20 protein-coding genes are annotated in these 19,341 nt (G+C 48.2%); 10 read left to right on the top strand and 10 right to left on the bottom strand.

All coding sequences use genetic code 11. The features are described from left to right. The first annotated feature begins 170 nt into the window (after positions 1-170). The 4 genes from ASG33_RS10105 to ASG33_RS10090 all read left to right on the top strand — a co-directional run bounded on the left by ASG33_RS10105 (position 171) and on the right by ASG33_RS10090 (position 4,208). Complete coding sequence (locus ASG33_RS10105) at positions 171-533, top strand: YtxH domain-containing protein (protein WP_056283926.1); 363 nt, start codon at positions 171-173, stop codon at positions 531-533. Beyond that, entirely contained in the window at positions 533-964 is a 432-nt protein-coding gene (locus tag ASG33_RS10100; protein ID WP_082489177.1) for a YsnF/AvaK domain-containing protein, read from the top strand. The genes ASG33_RS10105 and ASG33_RS10100 overlap by 1 nt, the downstream gene beginning before the upstream one ends. Positions 965-1,005: 41 nt before the next feature. Beyond that, positions 1,006-1,944, top strand: a complete 939-nt coding sequence (locus ASG33_RS10095; RefSeq protein WP_056283921.1) for a YsnF/AvaK domain-containing protein — start codon at positions 1,006-1,008, stop codon at positions 1,942-1,944. Between the two features lie 185 nt (positions 1,945-2,129). Next, positions 2,130-4,208 carry a CehA/McbA family metallohydrolase gene (locus ASG33_RS10090; RefSeq protein ID WP_056283918.1) on the top strand — a complete coding sequence of 693 codons (2,079 nt, stop codon included), beginning with the start codon at positions 2,130-2,132 and terminating at the stop codon, positions 4,206-4,208. A gap of 1 nt (position 4,209) precedes the next feature. Here ASG33_RS10090 and ASG33_RS10085 read toward each other — a convergent pair whose 3' ends face one another. Next, complete coding sequence (locus tag ASG33_RS10085; protein WP_056283915.1) at positions 4,210-5,286, bottom strand: calcium:proton antiporter; 1,077 nt, start codon at positions 5,284-5,286, stop codon at positions 4,210-4,212. A 236-nt stretch (positions 5,287-5,522) separates the two neighbouring features. Here ASG33_RS10085 and ASG33_RS10080 point away from each other — a divergent pair, with 236 nt between their 5' ends. Further along, positions 5,523-6,044: a GyrI-like domain-containing protein gene (locus ASG33_RS10080; RefSeq protein WP_056283912.1), complete on the top strand. Its 522-nt coding sequence runs from the start codon at positions 5,523-5,525 to the stop codon at positions 6,042-6,044. 67 nt (positions 6,045-6,111) lie between these two features. Here ASG33_RS10080 and ASG33_RS10075 read toward each other — a convergent pair whose 3' ends face one another. Further along, the gene (locus ASG33_RS10075) at positions 6,112-6,555 is read right to left on the bottom strand and encodes an SRPBCC domain-containing protein (protein ID WP_056283909.1); all 444 of its coding nucleotides are present in this window, start codon (positions 6,553-6,555) and stop codon (positions 6,112-6,114) included. Positions 6,556-6,697: 142 nt separating this feature from the next. On the opposite strand from ASG33_RS10075, the gene ASG33_RS10070 reads away from it, so the two are divergent. Beyond that, a complete protein-coding gene (locus ASG33_RS10070) occupies positions 6,698-7,690 on the top strand; it encodes a GlxA family transcriptional regulator (RefSeq protein ID WP_056286320.1) in 993 nt (330 codons plus the stop codon). 40 nt (positions 7,691-7,730) lie between these two features. Here ASG33_RS10070 and ASG33_RS10065 read toward each other — a convergent pair whose 3' ends face one another. Then, positions 7,731-10,229 (bottom strand): phosphocholine-specific phospholipase C, encoded by a 2,499-nt coding sequence (locus ASG33_RS10065; RefSeq protein ID WP_056283904.1) that lies wholly within the window; start codon positions 10,227-10,229, stop codon positions 7,731-7,733. A 216-nt stretch (positions 10,230-10,445) separates the two neighbouring features. Continuing rightward, the gene (locus ASG33_RS10060) at positions 10,446-11,282 is read right to left on the bottom strand and encodes an AraC family transcriptional regulator (protein ID WP_056283901.1); all 837 of its coding nucleotides are present in this window, start codon (positions 11,280-11,282) and stop codon (positions 10,446-10,448) included. Between the two features lie 116 nt (positions 11,283-11,398). Between ASG33_RS10060 and ASG33_RS10055 the strand changes: the two genes are divergently transcribed. The 3 genes from ASG33_RS10055 to ASG33_RS10045 all read left to right on the top strand — a co-directional run bounded on the left by ASG33_RS10055 (position 11,399) and on the right by ASG33_RS10045 (position 13,289). Beyond that, on the top strand, positions 11,399-12,268 hold the full coding sequence (locus tag ASG33_RS10055; RefSeq protein WP_056283898.1) for a DUF1080 domain-containing protein: 870 nt from the start codon (positions 11,399-11,401) through the stop codon (positions 12,266-12,268). A 35-nt stretch (positions 12,269-12,303) separates the two neighbouring features. Beyond that, entirely contained in the window at positions 12,304-12,702 is a 399-nt protein-coding gene (locus ASG33_RS10050) for a Dabb family protein (RefSeq protein ID WP_056283895.1), read from the top strand. A gap of 131 nt (positions 12,703-12,833) precedes the next feature. Then, positions 12,834-13,289 carry a PA2169 family four-helix-bundle protein gene (locus ASG33_RS10045; RefSeq protein ID WP_056283892.1) on the top strand — a complete coding sequence of 152 codons (456 nt, stop codon included), beginning with the start codon at positions 12,834-12,836 and terminating at the stop codon, positions 13,287-13,289. Between the two features lie 52 nt (positions 13,290-13,341). Here the strand turns inward: ASG33_RS10045 and ASG33_RS10040 are convergent, their stop codons facing one another. Continuing rightward, a complete protein-coding gene (locus tag ASG33_RS10040) occupies positions 13,342-14,259 on the bottom strand; it encodes a ClpXP adapter SpxH family protein (protein WP_056283886.1) in 918 nt (305 codons plus the stop codon). 156 nt (positions 14,260-14,415) lie between these two features. Between ASG33_RS10040 and ASG33_RS10035 the strand changes: the two genes are divergently transcribed. Beyond that, complete coding sequence (locus ASG33_RS10035) at positions 14,416-14,724, top strand: helix-turn-helix domain-containing protein (RefSeq protein ID WP_056283883.1); 309 nt, start codon at positions 14,416-14,418, stop codon at positions 14,722-14,724. A gap of 15 nt (positions 14,725-14,739) precedes the next feature. Here the strand turns inward: ASG33_RS10035 and ASG33_RS10030 are convergent, their stop codons facing one another. The 5 genes from ASG33_RS10030 to ASG33_RS10010 form a co-directional block, all read right to left on the bottom strand. Next, on the bottom strand, positions 14,740-15,222 hold the full coding sequence (locus tag ASG33_RS10030) for a TlpA disulfide reductase family protein (protein WP_200942753.1): 483 nt from the start codon (positions 15,220-15,222) through the stop codon (positions 14,740-14,742). A gap of 43 nt (positions 15,223-15,265) precedes the next feature. Beyond that, complete coding sequence (locus ASG33_RS10025; protein ID WP_229238614.1) at positions 15,266-15,706, bottom strand: rhodanese-like domain-containing protein; 441 nt, start codon at positions 15,704-15,706, stop codon at positions 15,266-15,268. Positions 15,707-15,827: 121 nt separating this feature from the next. Then, positions 15,828-16,574: a LytTR family DNA-binding domain-containing protein gene (locus tag ASG33_RS10020; protein WP_056283874.1), complete on the bottom strand. Its 747-nt coding sequence runs from the start codon at positions 16,572-16,574 to the stop codon at positions 15,828-15,830. After that, entirely contained in the window at positions 16,574-18,223 is a 1,650-nt protein-coding gene (locus ASG33_RS10015) for a sensor histidine kinase (protein ID WP_056283871.1), read from the bottom strand. Before ASG33_RS10015 ends, ASG33_RS10020 begins: the two co-directional genes overlap by 1 nt. A 150-nt stretch (positions 18,224-18,373) precedes the next feature. Next, a complete protein-coding gene (locus ASG33_RS10010; RefSeq protein WP_056283868.1) occupies positions 18,374-19,276 on the bottom strand; it encodes a bestrophin family protein in 903 nt (300 codons plus the stop codon). Positions 19,277-19,341 lie beyond the last annotated feature (65 nt).

Raw genomic sequence — 19,341 nt, 5'->3', positions numbered from 1 at the left:
TTTGCTGCTGGTGCGGCACCTAAAATTGATACCATTCCATATTCCCATTGCTACCGGGGTTTAGGATTCACCTTTTGAGGGGAATTTCAGGCAATTTATGCCGTAAACAGTCTTATCACGTACTGGCACATTTTTAGTTATTGTGGAGGCTCAACTAACTACCATACAAGATGAGCTCGAAATTTGATTTTGGACACGATGAAGATTCTAATGGCGGATTTGCATTAGGTTTTCTGATTGGTGCTACCGTAGGTGCATTAGCTGCAATTCTTTATGCGCCGAAATCAGGCGTGGAAACCCGTCAGCACCTGAAAGACCTCGCTGATCAGCAAAAAGACAATCTGAAAAATCAGTGGGAAGAAACCAAGGCAAAAGCGGCTGACGCAGCTGAACTGGCTAAGGAAAAGCTGAATTCAATTGCTGATCAGGCAAGAGGCACTGTTGATACTTACGCTGACAAGGCGAAGGGTGCAGTCGACAATGCTGCTGACGAAGCAAAAACAACAGCCGATAAATTTCAAAATCGCTATTGATGAATGCCCCGGAGCACAACTTTCAGGGCAACCATCAGGGACTACCAGCTGAGCAGTCACAGGTCATTCCTGTAATTGAGGAAAAGCTGGTAGTCACCACCGAATTGGTGGAAACCGGGAGTGTGACCGTTTCCAAGAAAGTTGTAGAAGAACAAGTACAGTTTGACGAACACATCACAAGCGAGCAGCTTTTGGTGGAAAGAAAAGAGATCAACCGCTACGTTGATACCGCTCCGCCTGCTATCCGGCAGGAGGGAGATGTAACGATTATCTCCGTTATGAAGGAGGTGCTCGTGGTTGAGAAACGGCTTATGCTGGTGGAAGAGGTTCATATCACGAAACAGCAGCAGCAAACACCGCAGCATTTTTCTGAAACGCTGCGAAAAGAACAAATCAGTGTGTCGAGAAACCATCCTGATCAAAGGGGTTAATGGGACATGCGCATCAACAAACTATTTAATTAAAGGAAATCATGGCTAAGACAGTTGTTGGAATATTCGAATACGAAAGTGATGCCCAGGAGGCACAGAACTATTTGCTGGCAAACGGGTTCGCTGACGGGGATGTTGATATTAAGACTGCATCATACACGTCGGACGGCAGTTCGTCCACGGTAAATGATAATGATGATGTAATGGACCGTGTCGGAAATTTTTTCAGAGACCTTTTTGATGGGGATGAAGAAGAAACAAGGCGCTACTCGGAAGCGGGAAGGCGCGGCACGATCGTGACTGTACACGCTCTTGACGCTGCCGAAGCAGAAGCCGCAGCAGCGATACTAGATCAATACGGCGCGGTAGATGTGAATGGGACCGCAGAGAACCGGATGATCCCAATGGACGAAGCAAATGTACCTGCGGAGGTTTACACGGATCCCGTAATACCCACAACCGCTTATGATGCTACGCCGGGCACGACTTATACGGATCGTGATGTTGACACTTACGACAACCGCACCATCGACATTACCCCAGACGATGACCGCAGAACACGTGAGTCTCTGGTTTCTGATGAACGCAGTGCCTCACTGCCGGTGATTGAGGAGCAGTTACAGGTTGGAAAGCGCGAAATTGAGACAGGTGGTGTGCGTTTGAGAAGCCGCATCGTGGAGCGTCCTGTTCAGGAAAGCATTCGTCTGCGCCAGGAGCAGGTAAGTATCAGCAGAACTCCTGTGGATCGCATTGCCTCGGAGTCGGAATTGGAAACTTTCCGTGAGGGTACTATTGAAATGAAAGAATATGCCGAAATTCCTGTTGTTAACAAGGAGGCGCGCGTTGTGGAGGAAGTCAGTCTGAATAAGACGGTCGACGAACGTGATGAGATCATCAATGAAACTTTGCGAAATACCGAAGTAGAGGCAGAAGATCTCACAGACGAGGAAAGAATGAGAAGGTCCGGTCTGGATTTATAATGCTCAGCATCATATAGGATTTGAAACAGGCGCCCATTCGGTGCCTGTTTTTTGTTGTACAAAATCATCAGCGGGAAATAACCCGGCTGTGCAGTTGGATAAATAGTTTTTGACGAATAGATATAACAATAGCGTATTTGCATTTAAGGCTTCTTACCATTGCTAACCCTTAGTCCAACTGCGTGATGCATTCAATCCAAACCAAACTTATTGCTTTACTGCTCCTGCTAAGCGGACACTTAACAGCCCAGGTATTGATAGTGGATCCGCGCATGCACCACCTGCGGGCAGGGACTGAACGTGAATGGGACACCTTCAAGGGCACACCACAGAAGGAATTTTCGATCAGTTTCAAGGCAAAACCAAATGCATCGCCGGCGACGCTCAGCCTCAGGCAGGAGGATGTAAAGGCTGCGTGGGCTGTGAGTTTGAATGGACAGGAGCTTGGGCTGCTGGATCAGGATGAGAATGCGCGGGTGCGGTACTTGTCCGTTCCGCCAAATACATTGAAAGAGGACGCGAATGTACTCACGATCCAGTACAGGGATGGACTTGGCAAAACGGACCTACTCCCGGATGATATGATGACTGGCGATATCCGCTTGATCGACAGTGAGCCGGGCAGCCTGATGAAAGAGGCGCAGGTGAACGTGCGCATTTTGGAAAAAGGCTCGCAGACGCTGGTACCGGCGAGAATAACTATAACCACACTTCAGAAGGCGCTTCAACCTGTGGCCGCAGCTCCCGGGCAGCAACCGCTTGCGGTAAGGACAGGCTGCGTTTATACAGGTGATGGAAAGGCCGCCTTCACTTTACCTGCGGGCAAATACAAGCTGTACGCAAGCCGCGGGTTTGAGTACGGTGTGGATTCTGTTTTGTTAGAAGTAAAAAAGGGCGAGGTAGCCAATCAGCAATTTACGATTGAAAGGGAAGTGCCCACGCAAGGCTGGATTTCTTCGGATACCCACATTCATACCCTCACCAACTCTGGCCACGGCGATGCTACTGTACAGGAAAGGCTGTTGACACTGGCGGGAGAAGGGATCGAGTTGCCTGTTTTTACCGATCATAATGTCGTATACAATGCCAAGCCTCTGGTACAGCAAATGGGATTGAACGCCGTATTCACCCCGGTGACCGGGAATGAATTTACCACGCAGGTGGGCCATTTTAATGTATTTCCCCTGGCCGACGGAGACAAGCCCGCTGATCATCACGTAAAAGACTGGAATTCGGTCTCGCAGGAACTGGCTCACCACAGGCAGGTAGTTATCCTCAACCACGGCCGGAATGTCTTTTACAACTTTCAGCCATTTGGCCCTTCGCGCCATATTTCTGAGGCCGGGCAGGATCTTGACGGCTGGGAGCTGCCCGTGAATGCCATGGAAGTGATGAATTCGAGTGCACAGCAAAAGGATATCATGCAGCTGTACAAGGATTGGTTTGGCCTTTTGAACAGGGGCTACTTTCTTACGCCGGTGGGTTCAAGCGATTCGCACGACGTAATGCGCTACCTGGTAGGGCAGGGCAGGACTTATATTCAATGCGAGGATGAAAAGCCCGGAGAGATCGATGTAGCCAAAGCAATGGACAACTTTCTGGCAGGACGTGTGATGGTGAGTTTTGGGTTGATGGCGGAGATACGTGTAAACGGCAGCGATGGAACGGGCGGGTTTATTCCGTTATCGGGTCAGGATGTGCAGGTTTCTGCGCGCGTGCTGGGCCCGTCCTGGATTAAAGCCGACCGTATTTCTTTATACGCAAATGGAAAGAAGATACGCGAAGCGCGCATTACCGGCAAAGGAAAGAATGGCGTAAAATGGGAGGGAAGCTGGACTATACCGGTAACATCACAGGATACTTACTTCGTCGCCATAGCCGAGGGTCCTGATCCGCAGCATCCTTTCTGGATCATACCAAAACCATATTCCCGTGTTTCAAGCGTGTGGAACCCTCAGGTAATCGGCTCTTCGGGGGCAGTTTGGATTGATGCCGACAAGGATGCAAAAAGAACAAGCGCATTCGCCTATGCGCAGCAGTTGATTGCGGATGCGGGAGAGCATGCAGACCAGCTGATCAGCCGCCTTAATGCATTTGACGAAGCTGTTGCGGTGCAGGCCGCTTCCATTTTACAAACTCAAAACAAGCTGACAGCAATAACAGCCTCGACCGCTTTCCGGCGCGCATCAAAACAGGTGAAAGCAGGCTTCGATGTTTACACCAGATCAATGCGCGAATCCGAAAAATTGAGAACAAATAAATAGATTATGGGACAACCGTCGTGAACAGGTAAACTGCAAAGATTACCAGCAGCACTACGCCCTGCATGATCGTGGTCCTGCCATTTGTAAATGCAAGCGCGACCGTAAAAAGCGACAGTACCAGCAGCACGGTTGATTTCATATCAATACCCAGCGTAATTGTAAATCCTGTCACAATGGAGACAACAGCTACCGCGGGAATGGTCAGTCCGATACTGGCTAGCGCAGAGCCAAGCGCAAGATTCAGGCTTATCTGCAGTTTGTTTTTGCGGGCAGCTTTATAGGCGGCCAAACCTTCGGGTAGCAGGATCATCAATGCCACAATCACACCCACCACAGACTCCGGTGCACCAGCAGCCGCTACTTTCTCTTCAATCATCGGCGCAAGTGTTTTGGCCAGCAATACTACGGCAGTGAGGCAAACTAGCAGCAGGAAAACGCTTAATGCAGTCTGACCTTTGGACGGCTGGTGCAGCTCGGGGCTTATTTCATCAGCTATATCTTCGGGTAGAAAGTAGGAGCGGTGCCGCACTGTTTGCACCATTACAAAGGTCCCGTACAGTACAAGGGAGATAATGGCGACAAAGATGAGCTGACTTACATTGTAAACCGGACCGGATATACTCGTGGTGTAATTGGGGAGTATCAGCGTAAGGACGGAAATGGCTGTTAAGGTAACGAGGGCTGCATTGGTACCATGCCGGCCGAAATGCTGCTCTTTGAACCGCACCCCGCCTACGAGCAGGCACAAACCGATGATACCGGTAAGGATGATCATAATGGCAGCAAAAACGGTATCCCGTGCCAGCATGTGCGAATCGGGGCCGCCTGCGAGCATGAGCGAGACGATCAGGGCTACTTCTATAACGGTGATGGCAATAGCGAGTACCAGCGTACCGGCGGGTTCTCCGACCCTGAGCGCGATGATCTCTGCATGGTGTACCGCCGCCAGGACGACGCCCATTAATCCTAATGTAACCAGTATATCAAACGCTCCATCCAGTCCAAATGATTTTCCAAGATATAACAGCCAGGCCAAAGCCGGCAAAATGATAGTCCAATATTCTTTTAATTTCCGCATTCGCAAAAGGGGTTCAGATGTGGGGTTTCTTATTTAATTATCGAAGATCGGGCGGTTCAGTGCAGCTTTATTCACAATAATCCCGCCGTTACAGATATCTAAAGGTAAGAACATATCCCCAAAAAAACTGAGCTAGCGCAATTCACTTGCTTAAAACGGAAGGATTATGTCTCAATCCGCCCTTTAATATGACGTGATTGCCCTCCGACAATCCTTGTGGAAGCACCTAGCTTTGCATGACAACAAATCAGCAATGGATCATGCTATCAGAACCAAAATCAGAACACCGGAATGCAATGTATTATGTGGCTATCGCGAAAACAGTGCACATGTACGATATACCTGATGTGCTGCCTCCGCTCATTCCCGAAGTGAAGCAATGGATGCAGGAGCGGGGCATTAAAGCAAGCGGGGTTGACTTTTTTCTTTATAAATCGATGAATGAAGAAGGTATGCTGGAATGCGAGGCAGGTTTTCCGGTGAGCCAGGCCGTGGAAGGTGAAGGAACTGTGATCGCAGGGGTTTTTCCGGAGGGTAATTACGCGAGCATCGTATATACCGGCGATTTCAAGGATATGATGCAGGGCCACGTTGCCCTGGAAAAGTGGATCGCAGAACAGGGACTGACAGAGGTAAAGCAGGTTGGAAACGAGAAAACACAATGGGGCGGGCGAACCGAATTTTACCTGGTAGATCCCGAACTGGAACCAGACCCGGAGAAATGGCAGACCGAGATCGTTTTTAAGCTGGCAGATTAACGCAATGCAAAACAAAGCTGCCCGGCTCCAATCTGATCTGAGCCGGGTAGCTTTGCATATTGAACATTCAATTCCAGTTGTCAATCTTGACATCAACGGGATTGGGGCTGCCTTCGCCGGTTTCAAGAAGTGATTTGAGGCTCATTAGAAATATGGCCCATTTGGTGCTGCAATGATGCATGAATTCCACCGGTTCCTGCCAGTTCATGTGTTTGAAGATGAGAATAATGTATTCGCCCTCTTCTCTCAGATCAAAACTGATCATAGTCGGGAGCCATTCAGCGGGGCCATCTGTTACCTCCCAAACGACGCGGGTTGGTGCGACGAGTTCCTTTACTTTCATGTCAAACCCGCCCGCTCCAAACCTGAATTCAAGGATACTTCCCACCTGATCGCCCTCGCCTTTTGTATCTGTGGTCCACCAGCCTGCCAGTCCGGCATTGGTAGTAAGTGCCTGATAAACATTTTGAATGGGAGCCTTGATCCCGATCCGGTGTAGGATATCTGCCATATTTGCTTTTGATTGATGTTAAAGGTTATACCGTCTTTGATTTCTCAAAAGTATGGACTTGTCCAAACATCGCAACTATGCAAAATGGACAATCCCGCGGGTTGATTTGGACAAGATGTATGTATATCTTTCTGCAAAAAACATGAAAAAAATAACCATCCTCGTTCCCGACGGCCAGGGTAACCTGAGCAGCATTATTGGTGCATACAAGATATTGACGAGGGCCAATAACTTCTGGAAAGAAAAGGAGAACAGGGAAGGCTACCAGATCCAGCTGGCAGGACTTTCCAGCGAGCAGGACTTTCATGACGGTCTGTTTTCAGTGCGGCCGCATACCCATTTGTCCGCGGTAAAAAAGACTGACCTGGTGATTATTCCTTCTGTAAACCATCAGTTCAGGGAAGCTATAGAAAAGAATGCATACCTGATTCAATGGCTGAAAGAACAGTACATGCTGGGCGCCGAGGTCGCGAGTATTTGTACAGGCGCATTCCTGCTGGCACAGACAGGCCTGCTAAGTGGAAAAAGCTGTTCGACACACTGGGCGTTTGCAGATTCGTTTCGCGCCATGTTCCCGCAGGTGGATGTAAAAAGGGACGGGCTGATCACCAATGAGCACGGGATCTATACCAATGGCGGGGCTTATTCATTTCTGAACCTGATTATTTACCTCGTTGAAAGATACTTTGACAGGCAAACGGCAATCTTCTGTTCCAAGGTTTTTCAAATCGATATTGACAGACAAACCCAGGCACCCTTTATCATTTTTGCGGGCCAGAAATCGCACGACGACGAGATCGTGAAAGAGGCACAAGCTTACATTGAAAACAATCTGCATAGCAGACTGTCCATTGCCGAGCTTATCTCGAATTATGCCGTGGGCAGGAGAAACTTTGACCGGAGATTTATCAAAGCTACCGGAAACACGCCGATCGAATATGCACAGCGTGTGCGGGTGGAGGCTGCAAAAAAGGCTTTCGAGACCAGCTGCAAGAATGTAAAGGAGGTAATGTATGAATCGGGTTATTCGGATATGAAAGCTTTCCGCGAGGTGTTCAGGAAGATTACAGGCCTGTCACCACTGGAGTACCGGTCAAGGTACAACAAGGAAACAGGCGCTGAATCTTTCCTATGAATCATTTTGCAATGAGATATTCGTTTTGTTGGACAGCCAGTTACACAACGCCGCCCATTAATGGGTCTGTTTTAGTGACTGAACCCGTTTCCACCCTGCCGGCAAAGCGTTCTTCAAAGGTCTGGCTGTCTTTTACCTTCACACTCAGGTCGTACCAGTTAAAGCTTTTTGCTAAATTGAATGTGAACTGCGTACTGCCGCCGGCCGCGATGGTCTTTTTCCTGCTGCCGGTTTTATAGCTGTTGTCAACCAGCTCGATCGCCTGTGCCTTGTTATCCTGATTTGTAATGGAGATAATCACATTGCCGGTTAGTTTGGAATTCCTGGCTTCATATTCACAATTCACTTGTAACAACGGGTTATTCTGGTCACCGGTAAATTCGCGGAAAAAGCCGTTTGGTCCGTAGACGCGCAGGTGGTAACTGCCATTTTCGAAGTCGCTGATCTTGTACTGATCGGCCAGTGAATCACCTGCGGAGACGCTATAATCCCAGGAGCGCAGCGTTTCATTCTGGTAGGGGTTCATCGCGTACACTCTGAATGGAGAGCCGGCTGCTTGCTTGCCGAAGACTCTATTCCCAGCCTTGTAAGCCACTTTGATCGCACCTGTGGCTTTGTCAAAATGATTATCTACGTAAAGCTCGTAAGGCAGCGCACATGCCGCACGCACTCCTTTTTCCTGCGTCGGGAACAATGCGGAAGCCGGATTCTCGCTGATTTCGCGGATTTCTGCCGGCGTAAGCTTTTTGAAATTGTCGGGCGCCTGCTTGAATTGTGCCTGGTGAATGCGCTCTATAAAAGGCTTTTTATCCAGAAATTCAGGTTTATCAATTTTCTCGCCATTGTACGGGCGGAACACCGAAGTAAGGTCACCGCAAATGGTACGTCTCCATTGCGTAATATTCTCGTCAACGATCTTCTTGTTGAATTTGCGCGCTACGAAATTTTCCAGAAACTGTAATGAAGAGGTATGGTCAAACACTTCCGAGTTGACAAACCCGCCCCGCGTCCAGGGGGAAGCCACGATCATCGGCACGCGGTAACCCAGCCCGATTGATCCTTCGCGCAGCTTGCTCTCGGACATGGAAGGATTGGTCTGCTGTGTCCTGGTGGCAAAATCCAGTTTCGGATCTATGTTCGCGGATACCTTGCCGGTGTTCTCTTTGTATGGATTGGGTACTGTATAAGGTGGCAGGTGATCGAAGTAGCCGTCGTTTTCGTCGTAGGTCAGCACGAAAATGGTCTTCTTCCATACCTCCGGATTTTTCAGCAATATTTCCATTACCTCGCTCACATACCACGGCCCAAACCACGGCTGACCCGGGTGATCAGAAAAATGGGCAGGCGGCATCAGCCAGGAAACAGCAGGCAAAGTACCGTTTTGTACATCCTGGCGGAACTGGTGAAATACATCGCCTTTGGGTACGCTCAACGTGCGCTCGGTTCCATTGTCGTCATACTGCATGGAGGCCAGCGCGTGAAAGTCGGCATCGTTGATATTGGTTGTAAATGCCCTGGTATTCAGGCTTTTTTCATTTCCTGATAATGCATTGAAAGTATCCGCATTGAATTTCGCCTGGGCGGTTTCGATGCTGGCCAGTACTTTCCGTGCAGCCGCCAGCTTCTGTGCATTAGCGTCGTCTGATTGTTTTTCAAGCTCTCCAATGGTTTCCAGAATAGCGTCCTTCTTGGTTTGGAGATTGGCAATGCCGCCCTCATGGAACCGCACATTGTACTGTTTGAAATATTCGAGCACATTGGTGCCGAAGTTGCTCAACCATGCGCTTTCTTCTCCTTTCAGCCCGTAACCCATTGTAATCTCATTCTGGTACACTTTCCAGGGAACGCCAATCTCTTCCAGTCTTTCGGGGAAAGTTTTCCATGTTAGTTCAGGATAAACGTAGTTGCTGATATTCCACAAATGCGCCATTCCTTCCGCCTCATTTTTCTCGCGAACGGTTCCGCTCATCCAATAGTACCGGTTAGGGTGCGTCCCCGTAATGCTTGAACAGAAGTTATGATCACATACTGTAAATGCATCCGCCAGCGAGTAGTAGAAGGGGAAATCGGACCTGTCGCAATAGCCCATGGTGAGCGGGATATGGGAAAATTCCTTGCGGCCAGGCTTTTTCACGTCCAGCCATTTATCGTACTTGCCACCATTCATGGCATCGGTCTGGTCACTCCAGCCGTGGGGAACCGATCCCATCCAGGCTACTTTGGTATCCTTCACATTCAGGTGAAAAGGCGCGTAGGTATCACCTTCTTTATTGGACTGGAACCACACCTTGTTCTTATTCGGCAGATCAATCGCCCGTGGGTCATTGTACCCCCGCACGCCCTGCAATGTACCGAGCTGGTGATCGAAGGACCTGTTTTCGAGCATTAAAAAAACGATATGTTCGGCGTCGTAGAATGTACTTCCGGGTTCGGGGTCAATAGCGAGCGCCTGCTGAATAACAGGCGGCAGCATATTCGCCATTGTGCCGGTACCAGCCAGCATAGCCGCTTTTTTTAGAAAATCTCTGCGTGAATCCATTTGTTACTTATTGGTAGTTGAGCTTAGTCGCTTTGAATGTGGGACGAGAAAAAGAAGTGCAAAATTATCGCAGCACGCATTTCCCAATGTTAAGTCGCTGTTACGATTTGATGATTTCTAACAGGTGTTAAAACTTTTAAAACAAAGCGGGAGGATAATGGATTTATAATGTTGGTAGGTGAAAAAAGGATAGGCTTTACCAGTTTCAATTTCTCCCTACACGCGTAGCCGGAACAGGAGCGGGGTTGTTCCCGTGTATTTTTTGAATTGTTTGCAGAGGTGGCTTTCGTCGGTGTAGCCGAATTCGTGGGCAATTTCACTGAGTGTCATCTGACTGTAAAGCAGGCGGGCTTCTATGAGCTTGACCCTGTGTTTGATGATGTATTGCTTTACAGATTCACCGGTATGTTTCTTGAAAAAGATACTGATGTACGCCGGAGCATAATGGAAAGTGCGGGCCAGATGTTCGATTGTGAGTTCCTCAGGCTGGTAAATGTGCTTTTTGATATACATCAGAATAGCCTCAATGGAATCCTGCTGCACAGGTTTGCTCTGTGCCTGGCTGAACAGGTTACGCGCCAGGATGATCAGCATACTCCGCATCAGGTTGTCGCGGATCACCTCAAAATACTGCGACTGATCATTGGCTGATTCCGCTTCCAGAACCGCGAGCAGCTGGTGGAGCTTCTCTTTTTCCTGCTTATCCTGCACAATGGAACCCCTGCTTTGCGAGGAAGTATGCAGCAGCCCGCGGATGATAGGCTGCCAGGGATGGTCCTTGTCGCCGGGCAGTTGCTTGTGAATGGATTCGTTGAAGCGGACAAAGCTGAATTCGGTCAGGTCCAGGATCTCGAAATGATGGAAATCTTCGGGGCCGAGCAGGAATACATCACCTGCGGCATACTCAAATGCATTCCCGTTGATATGATGCGTACCGCTTCCTTTCAGTATAAAAATGATCTCGAAATAGGTATGCTTATGCACCGAATGCACCCATTTCACAGCTTCGAAATGGTAAATGCTGAATGGCGTATGAAGTACGTACCTTTTCATGGGACAGAGATTATCGTAAACCTACCAATTTACAATGGATTTTTACAATGGGGCTGGATTGACGCAGGCTAAATTTGCCTTTGTAAACTGGACGAACAAGGCAATCTAAACAACCTATGAAACAAACTTTTATTCTACTTTCCTGCTTGTTGGGTGCATTAGCTTTGTTTTCAATGCAAAAACCGGCTGAATGGACACCGTTGCTCGACAAAGACCTTTCGCAATGGGAAAATTACCTGAGCTATAACCACAAGCCCGGATACAATGGAAAAATACCAACCGATCAGGCTGGCAACCCGATTGCTCCCATTGGTTATAACAAAGACAAAGGGGGCGTGTTTTCGGTGCTGGCACAGTCAGGCAGACCTGTGTTGCGGGTAAGCGGCGAGACTTACGGCTGTCTTTTTACACGCAAGTCATACAAGAACTACCACCTCAAACTGGCTGTCAAATGGGGTGAGAAGAAATATGAACCGAGACTGGACAAGCTGCGGGATTCGGGTATTTTGTACCATTCCACCGGCGAAGCTGGCGCAGAATACTGGCGTACCTGGATGCTTTCGCAGGAATTTCAGATCATGGAAGGACATATGGGCGATTTCTGGTGCCAGGCCAACTCTGCCATTGATATCCGTTCGTTTCCGGCGGAAGGTGTAATGAACCGCGTTGCGGATCACAAGCAGCCTTACGGGACTTTCAAGAGCGGCTCGGATTACTATTGCATGCGCTCGGTTAACCACGAAAGTCCCGCCGGGGAATGGACCAACCTCGAATTGATCTGCTATGAAGGAAAGAGCCTGCACATTGTCAATGGTCACGTCGTGATGGTACTCAATAATTCACGCTATATCACGCCTGAGGGTAAGGAGGTTCCGATGATTAGTGGTAAAATTCAGCTGCAAAGCGAGGCTGCGGAAGTTTTTTATCGCGATATTCTCATCAAAGAACTGACCGCCATGCCAAAGGAATATGCGGCGTTGTTCTGAAAATAAATAAGGTATCACCTATAATGTAGTTTGAAATGAAGCAGCAATCGAGAAGGAATTTTGTTAAAAGCAGCCTTTCAGCCGGACTGGTTATTGGCGGCAACGCGGATCTGGCACCTAAAAATGTGTTTGTTCATCACGTGTTGTTTTACCTGAAAAATCCGGGTAATGCAGGGGATAAGGATAAGCTGCTCGAAGGATTGAACAAGCTGGCCAAGTGCCCGACCATTAAAATGGTTCACATCGGAACACCGGCAGATACAAACCGCGAAGTGATCGAGCGGAGCTATGCATATTCCTGGCTGTGCTTTTTCGACAGTCCGGCAGATGAAGAAGCTTATCAGAAACACCCGATCCACGATGATTTCAGAAATAACTACGCGCACCTGTGGGAGAAAGTGGTGATTTATGATTCAGTCGGGCCAAAGCGTTAGTTGTTTGTTGCGGTTTTGATGAAAGCAATGCAGGCTGCTTAGGCGGTCAATGTGTGATTTGCGATGGTACGATAGAGATGCCGGCTGGCACGATATTCGTATAATCATCGAAAACAAACAAAAAACACATTATGGCAACTGTTGGAAACGCAACCGGCGTAATTAATGATCTGATTGAAATCAATAACGACCGCGTAGCAGGATTCGAAAAAGTAATAGCAGACATTCAAGACGAAAATATTGACTTGAAGGAAGTGTTTCAAAGCTACGCACAGCAAAGCCGTAAAAACGGCCAGGAGCTGGCAGCTATCGTAGGCGCTGCCGACGAAGTTGAAACAGGAAACAGCGTAAGCGGTACTTTGCACCGTGCATGGATTGACGTAAAATCCCTGTTTGGCGGTAGCGACCGTGCGAGCATTTTGTCAGAAGCCGAACGTGGCGAAGACGCGATTAAGAAAGCTTATCAGGATGCATTGGCAAGTTCAGATCTGCCTGCAAGCGCAATCGAGGTTGTAAGAAGCCAGGCGCAGGAAATCAATGCTGCTCATGACAAAATCAAAGCATTGAGAGATATTGCTAAGGCATAATCCAAGCAATAAAAAGTTGAAGAGCTGCCTGAAAAGGCAGCTCTTTTTGTTGTTACGGCACTACTGTCCACATGGAGCCATTTTTAGTGGCTAGCTCCGTCAGTTTTCCTTCTCCTGTGAGTGCGCGCAATTGTACTTCCGCCTCATTGCGGGGAATGTTTGAAAGTCCGGCGAATTCGCGTGCAGTCAGCGAGCTGTATTTACCGAAAAGGCTATCCCATTTCGTATCAATTTCCTTCTTCGCAGCTGCCGGCATTTGTTCCAGCAGAGCTGCTTCGTAGACTGAATATGGTTTAGTACCGTAAACTTTCTGCTGATCTCCCTGCGCATTTACAAAGAACAGGGTAGGGAACCCTCTCACTCCCAGCTGCGCAGCCAGTGCCAGGTCTTCCTTAAACAATTCGTTTGCTTTTCCGTTGAAATCACTTTCCAGTTGAACGGTATCCAGTCCGACTTTCGCGGCAGCTGCGGCCAGGTTTTCCCACTTAGTGATATTCTGTTTTTTGAGGAACAGCATTTCCCTTAACTCGCGAAGAAAATAAACTGCTTTGTCAGTATCCTGTAACTGAGCGGCTTTGAATGCAATGGAGGGAGGGTAGGAGGAATGCAGCGGATCTTCCAGCCACACATCCCCGTCGATGGGCATGTCGTAATGCAAACTTACTTCGTCCCAATGCGAGGCCACATCGGAAGGCTTGCTTATGCCGCCACTGTTGTAGCTCCAATCGGGCAGCAGTCCGCCCATGCGATATTCTACCTCTATATACTGCCCATATTCGAGTTTAAGCCTTCGCAACTGCGGCTCAATTCCCCAGCAGGAGGAACAGATCGGATCTGTGAAATAGATGATTTTAACCGGAGCAGAAGCGGGGATTTCGGTTCCCGTTTTTGTATCAGTGGATAAGCCGGGAATTTCGCAAACGCCCGTTTCGATATCACACAGGAGTGGGTTATTAGTTGTTAATTCCATTTCAAATTATTGATTTTAATACAAATCTCGGCAAGTATTGCGTGCGGGTCAATTAGTCAGAAAAAGTTGACTGCCTGTAATCTGTAACTTTTACCTGGCCTATCCTGTTGCTAGCTTACAAGAGGCGGGATAAACAGCAAAATTTCAGTCAAGAATATGGAAAATGGAAGTGAGGCCCAGAGCCAGTGCCCGGCGGAAAGTTTACTTAAACAACTGTCTGGTAAATGGAAGCCGCAGATATTTCGCAGTGCATTAAAGCAGCCGGTTCGTTTCAATGCGCTGTTGCGCGAGTTGGAAGGTGCCAGCAAACAGGCGATTGCCAGCGCATTGAAAGAAATGGAAGAACAGGATCTGATCCGGAAGACCATTATCAATGAGAAACCGCTTCACATTGAATACACACTTTCTGAGAAAGGCAGGTCGGTTATCCCCATTTTTAAACAGCTTGAAAATCTGGCCGGGTAAGTTGCTTTAAGTTTGTCAGGGGTTTTGAGCAGGCATTTTTACCTGTAATGCAATGGCTTCTTCCAGCGCTTTACCATGTAAGTTGATAGCCACGATTTTTCCGGATCTGTCAACAAGCACATTGAATGGAAGCGCTTCAATTTCATAAGTACCTGCCACAGGCGACATCCAGAATTTGAGGTCACTTACCTGCGGCCAGCTGATCGCCAGCCTTTCAATCGCCTTCTCCCAGGCTGGTCTTTTACTATCCAGCGAAACGCCCAGGATTTCGAATTTCCCTTGTTTTGCAAATTGGGTATGCAGCTTTTTCAACTCAGGCTGCTCCTGAACACAGGGTGCGCACCAGCTTGCCCAGAAATCGATCAAAACCACTTTTCCGCGCAGCGAAGATAATCTGACGGTATCATCTTTCAGCCCCGGCAATGCGATTTCGGGCGCTGCATTCCCTACTTTCACCACGGTACCCTGTGCATTTGTTTGATATGAAAATGCAAGCACCAGAAACGAGGCTAACAGGAATCTACTCAGTTGATTAACCATATCAATTTACAGGATATCCCTTGTCTATCCAGTTGGTTTTGATGTTTTTAGGAATGTCCAGCAGGCGGGGTTTGGTGAAGTTCTGGTCTTTCAATGCAGTAAAGGCAGGACGAATATTCGGGCATTTTTCAAATGGGCAGCATCCGCAGTAAAGTACTACTTCGCGGTTTTTATCCTGTTTGGCAAGAATGGATTTCAGCTGGTCGATGTTACCGTGCTCATGCGCAGCGCCCGCGTCCAACGAACCTTTGATAACCGCCTGGGGACCCACATTGATGATGACCGGCTGCGCTGCCGAAGGATCATTGATCTGCTTCGCGAGGTCTTCGGTGGATTTCAGTTCGGCTGCTGTCCAGGGTTCTTTGGTAACCTGCGCCTGCGCTATATTCAATGTAAATATGCCAAGTACCAGACTGGCGATTATGCTGATTTTTCTCATCATGAATTAAGGTTTTGGTAAAAATACGTCTTTGTAATCTATATCTAAGAACGTCGGTGCGAACAAAAGCTGCATCCCGCCGGCATTTAAATGTGACAACGAGCGCAGAATGGAAAATCAAATGCTATCCGGAAAGCGCCTTTTTGACGATGTCTTTTTTCAGCCGTGAAACAGGAATTCTGGCGCCGTCTTCCATCACCAGATAGCCGCTATCTTCTTTAATAAGGCTTTTGATGTAAGTTTGATTAACCAGGTGCGAGTTGTGCGGGCGCAGAAATCCGTAACCGGAAAGCATTTCGTCGTACTCAAACATCGGTCGGGACACCAGCATTTGCTCGCCTCCGTCCAGAAAGAAAATCGTGTAATTGTTTTCAGCCTGGCAGCGGACAATCTGGGAAACCTTTACAAACCTCGTTTCTTTGGCAGAAGAAAGCCCGATCCTATGTTCTGATCTCTGGCGCGATGTCACGAGCAGGTCCATTAAGTTTTTCACCTGCACATTTTGCATTTTCTGGTCAATCTTCTGCTGTGCGCGTTGTACAGCCGTTTGAAGTTCCTGCGGATCAATGGGTTTCATAATATAATCCAATGCAGAAAAGCGGATCGCCTGAATGCCGTACTGATCGAAACCTGTCACAAATACTAGCTCGAAATGGTGGCTGGGCAGCATTTTAAGCATCTCAAACCCATTCTTACCGGGCATTTGAATATCCAGGAAAACAATGTCCGGTTTGACAGACAGGATGAGTTCTGCTCCATCGTCTGCATTTCCTGCGTGGCCGGCAACCATCACCTGCGGGCAGTACCGCGCAAGCAATGCGATCAGATTGTCGACATTATGAACTTCATCATCAATGATTACTGCCTGCATCAAAGCCACTGTTTAAGAGTTATCGTAATCCGGGTCCCATTGCTATCCGACTCGATTTGCATGCTGATCAAACGCCGCTGCTTGTTCAGAAGCTTGATTCTTTCACGCGTCAGACCAAGTCCTTTTCCGCCGCTTTTGCGGGAAATGTCAAACCCGCTTCCATTGTCTTTCACTTCAATGATCAGTTCCGTTCCGCTTTTTTGAAATGATACCGTGAGCTGTCCATGAGCGCCCAATGCAGAAATGCCGTGTTTGATGGCGTTTTCTACGACAGGCTGGATTAACAGCGGCGGTACTTCGGTTTGCACGTTGCCCAATTCTGGCGCGACCAGGATCTGGTAAGTAAAGCCAAACCGGAGCTGTTCCAGTTTGATATAATTTTCAATATTGCTGATTTCAACCGAGAGTGGCACCATATCTTTTTCAGATTGCGTGAGTGTATTTCTCATCAGCTTACTAAAACCGGAGAGGTAGGTATTCGCGCGGTCGATCTCATTTTTGTTAATCAATCCCTGCAGTGAGCCTAATGCATTGAAAATGAAATGCGGATTGAGCTGCGATTGAATGGATTGCAATTCCAGGTTTGTTTTGGCCGCCTGCTGCCTGCTTTTCCTCAATCTGCTCCGGAACCAGAGATAAATGAGGCCGCTGATAATCACCAGTGCAAGCCAGGGCTTTGCAAGCAATGCGATGGGGATAAAGATCAATAACTGACTGTTATAGGCAATGCTATTCAGCCAGTGATGGTCTACTGCGAAAGGGTATGTGCCAAAGTTCTTTTGCTCCGCACTGTATGCATATTGCAGCTCATAATTGCCGTCGATCAGCCAGGTCCAGTTTTCGTTGGATTGTTTCAGTGCAATAAATGGCGTCAGTTCTTTGAAGGTACCTATCCATTTACCCTTCGGACCAATGCGGTAGCGGATGCGCGTTGGCTGGATCTTCCCGTCGTAGTAAGCTTTTTTGAAACCAAAGAAGAGCTCGTTCTCTGCGATCGACAGACTGTCAGGAACTGCGTTCGGCTTGGAGTATCTGTTGGGAGCTCTGTTGAAGAAGTGCATAAACCGGCGCAGCTCGGTGGTATCCGCGGGATTGGCATTCCCGCTTGCCTGGATATTTACATAAAACAGTTCAGGTTTGGGATAGTGTAAGGCTATTCTGAGCTCACTGAGTAGCTTACCGGAAGAATCCAGAAGCGAGAGTGTTATGCTATCCGGGCCGAATGGTAATGCCGGTGCGGCAGCACATTGTTCACCACCAAGCATATACGCTTTCACTGCATTGCTGCGCTGATCAAAGCTGGGGGCTTTTCCGTCCAACAAAACCTGGTATCCTGCTTCCAATTTGTCGGCATTCCGGATCACGGGAATCAGCCGCTCGGCCATTCTGCCAACCTTAACATGATAAACTCCTGGTTTGGAGAAAATGTAAGTAGGTTTGGTAACGGTGTCAATAACCGCATAGCCGGACACTTCGCGTTTCTCCTGTTCGGTAAAGCTTTGAATGATCAGATCGAGTCGCGGCTGCGCATTTTTTTCATTGATCAAAAAGCGGTTTGCGCCTTTTTCAAGCAGTAAGATCTGACTATTTGCATTCAGCGCTACGGTAAGCAGAAGCGAGACAAGCCAGCATGATCTCCATGATTTCATACTTCAAAAGTTTGGTTCATGGCAAAGATCAAGCAGCATAGAGGCTGTAAAAACTGAGATTGTGCGGATAACACCTGTCAATGTGTAAAATGCAGGATCAGTCTGAATCTAATCAGGGTCCCCGCTATTGGATACACAAATAACCGGCGGCTACATTACAATTCCATTCTTCGGAAGGATCTTTTCAGGTATTTTTTCAGCGCCGATCAGTTGCAGCAAATTGATCTCAATCGTGCGCGACAATGAAGTCATCGGAATATCATTTGGCCCGTTTTCAAACGGATTTTGCAGGATATAAGCGATCCATTCCACGTAGAAGAAGAGAAAGGAAATCACGAAAGTGATCGGTATCGCAATGCGGCCGATGCTTTCCACGAGGCCCATCGGCAGGATCAACGTAAAAATGAATATGACCAGCAATACGAAAAAGCTGTACTGGGTTGGGAAAATCGTGTTTTTAATGCGCTCGCACATTCCCATGGAGTTACACAACCGCTGAATGGTATCGTCGATGTTCTGATAAAGTAAAGTGGGGATCTTCCCCTGCTCGTGCAGCTCTGCCATTTTAAACTGGATCAGGTTCAGGATCGCATTCGGAACATTGTCCTGACTTGATACGTAATCCAGCTCTGTTGCACTCAAATGCAGGTCGGCGTACACAAGCACCTGGTTTCTGCGCAGCGAATTGGCCAGCGCGTAGCACCAGGCAATCTGCAGATGTGCCAGGTTGGATACAGCCTCGTCTTTCTCATTCCGCTCCGTATTGATGAATGCGCTCGCCTGGCGGACCAGCGTGCGGCTGTCGTTTACGATCGCGCCCCAAACTTTGCGGGCTTCCCACCAGCGGTCATAAGCGGAGTTGGTCCGGAAACCGAGCAGCAATGAAAGTGCTGTACCGAGAATGGTGATAATGGAGATCGGAAAGGAGAGGAAGTACCAGTTTTTGGTACTGTAAAGATAAAAAACGAGGGTTGCGTAGACTGTCACTGCGAGGACTCCGGCCCAGATGCCTCTCAGCAGCCGCCAGATCGAAAATACTTGTTTTACGTACATAAACTGCTTTCGAAATCTTTTTTGAAAAGGTAATAAAAAAACGGAGCTCTGAGTTGACCCTCAAA

Source organism: Dyadobacter sp. Leaf189, from assembly GCF_001424405.1.
Classification (GTDB): domain Bacteria; phylum Bacteroidota; class Bacteroidia; order Cytophagales; family Spirosomataceae; genus Dyadobacter.
Note: the sequence above shows the minus strand (reverse complement) of the source record. Positions and strands in the feature narration are given on the sequence as shown.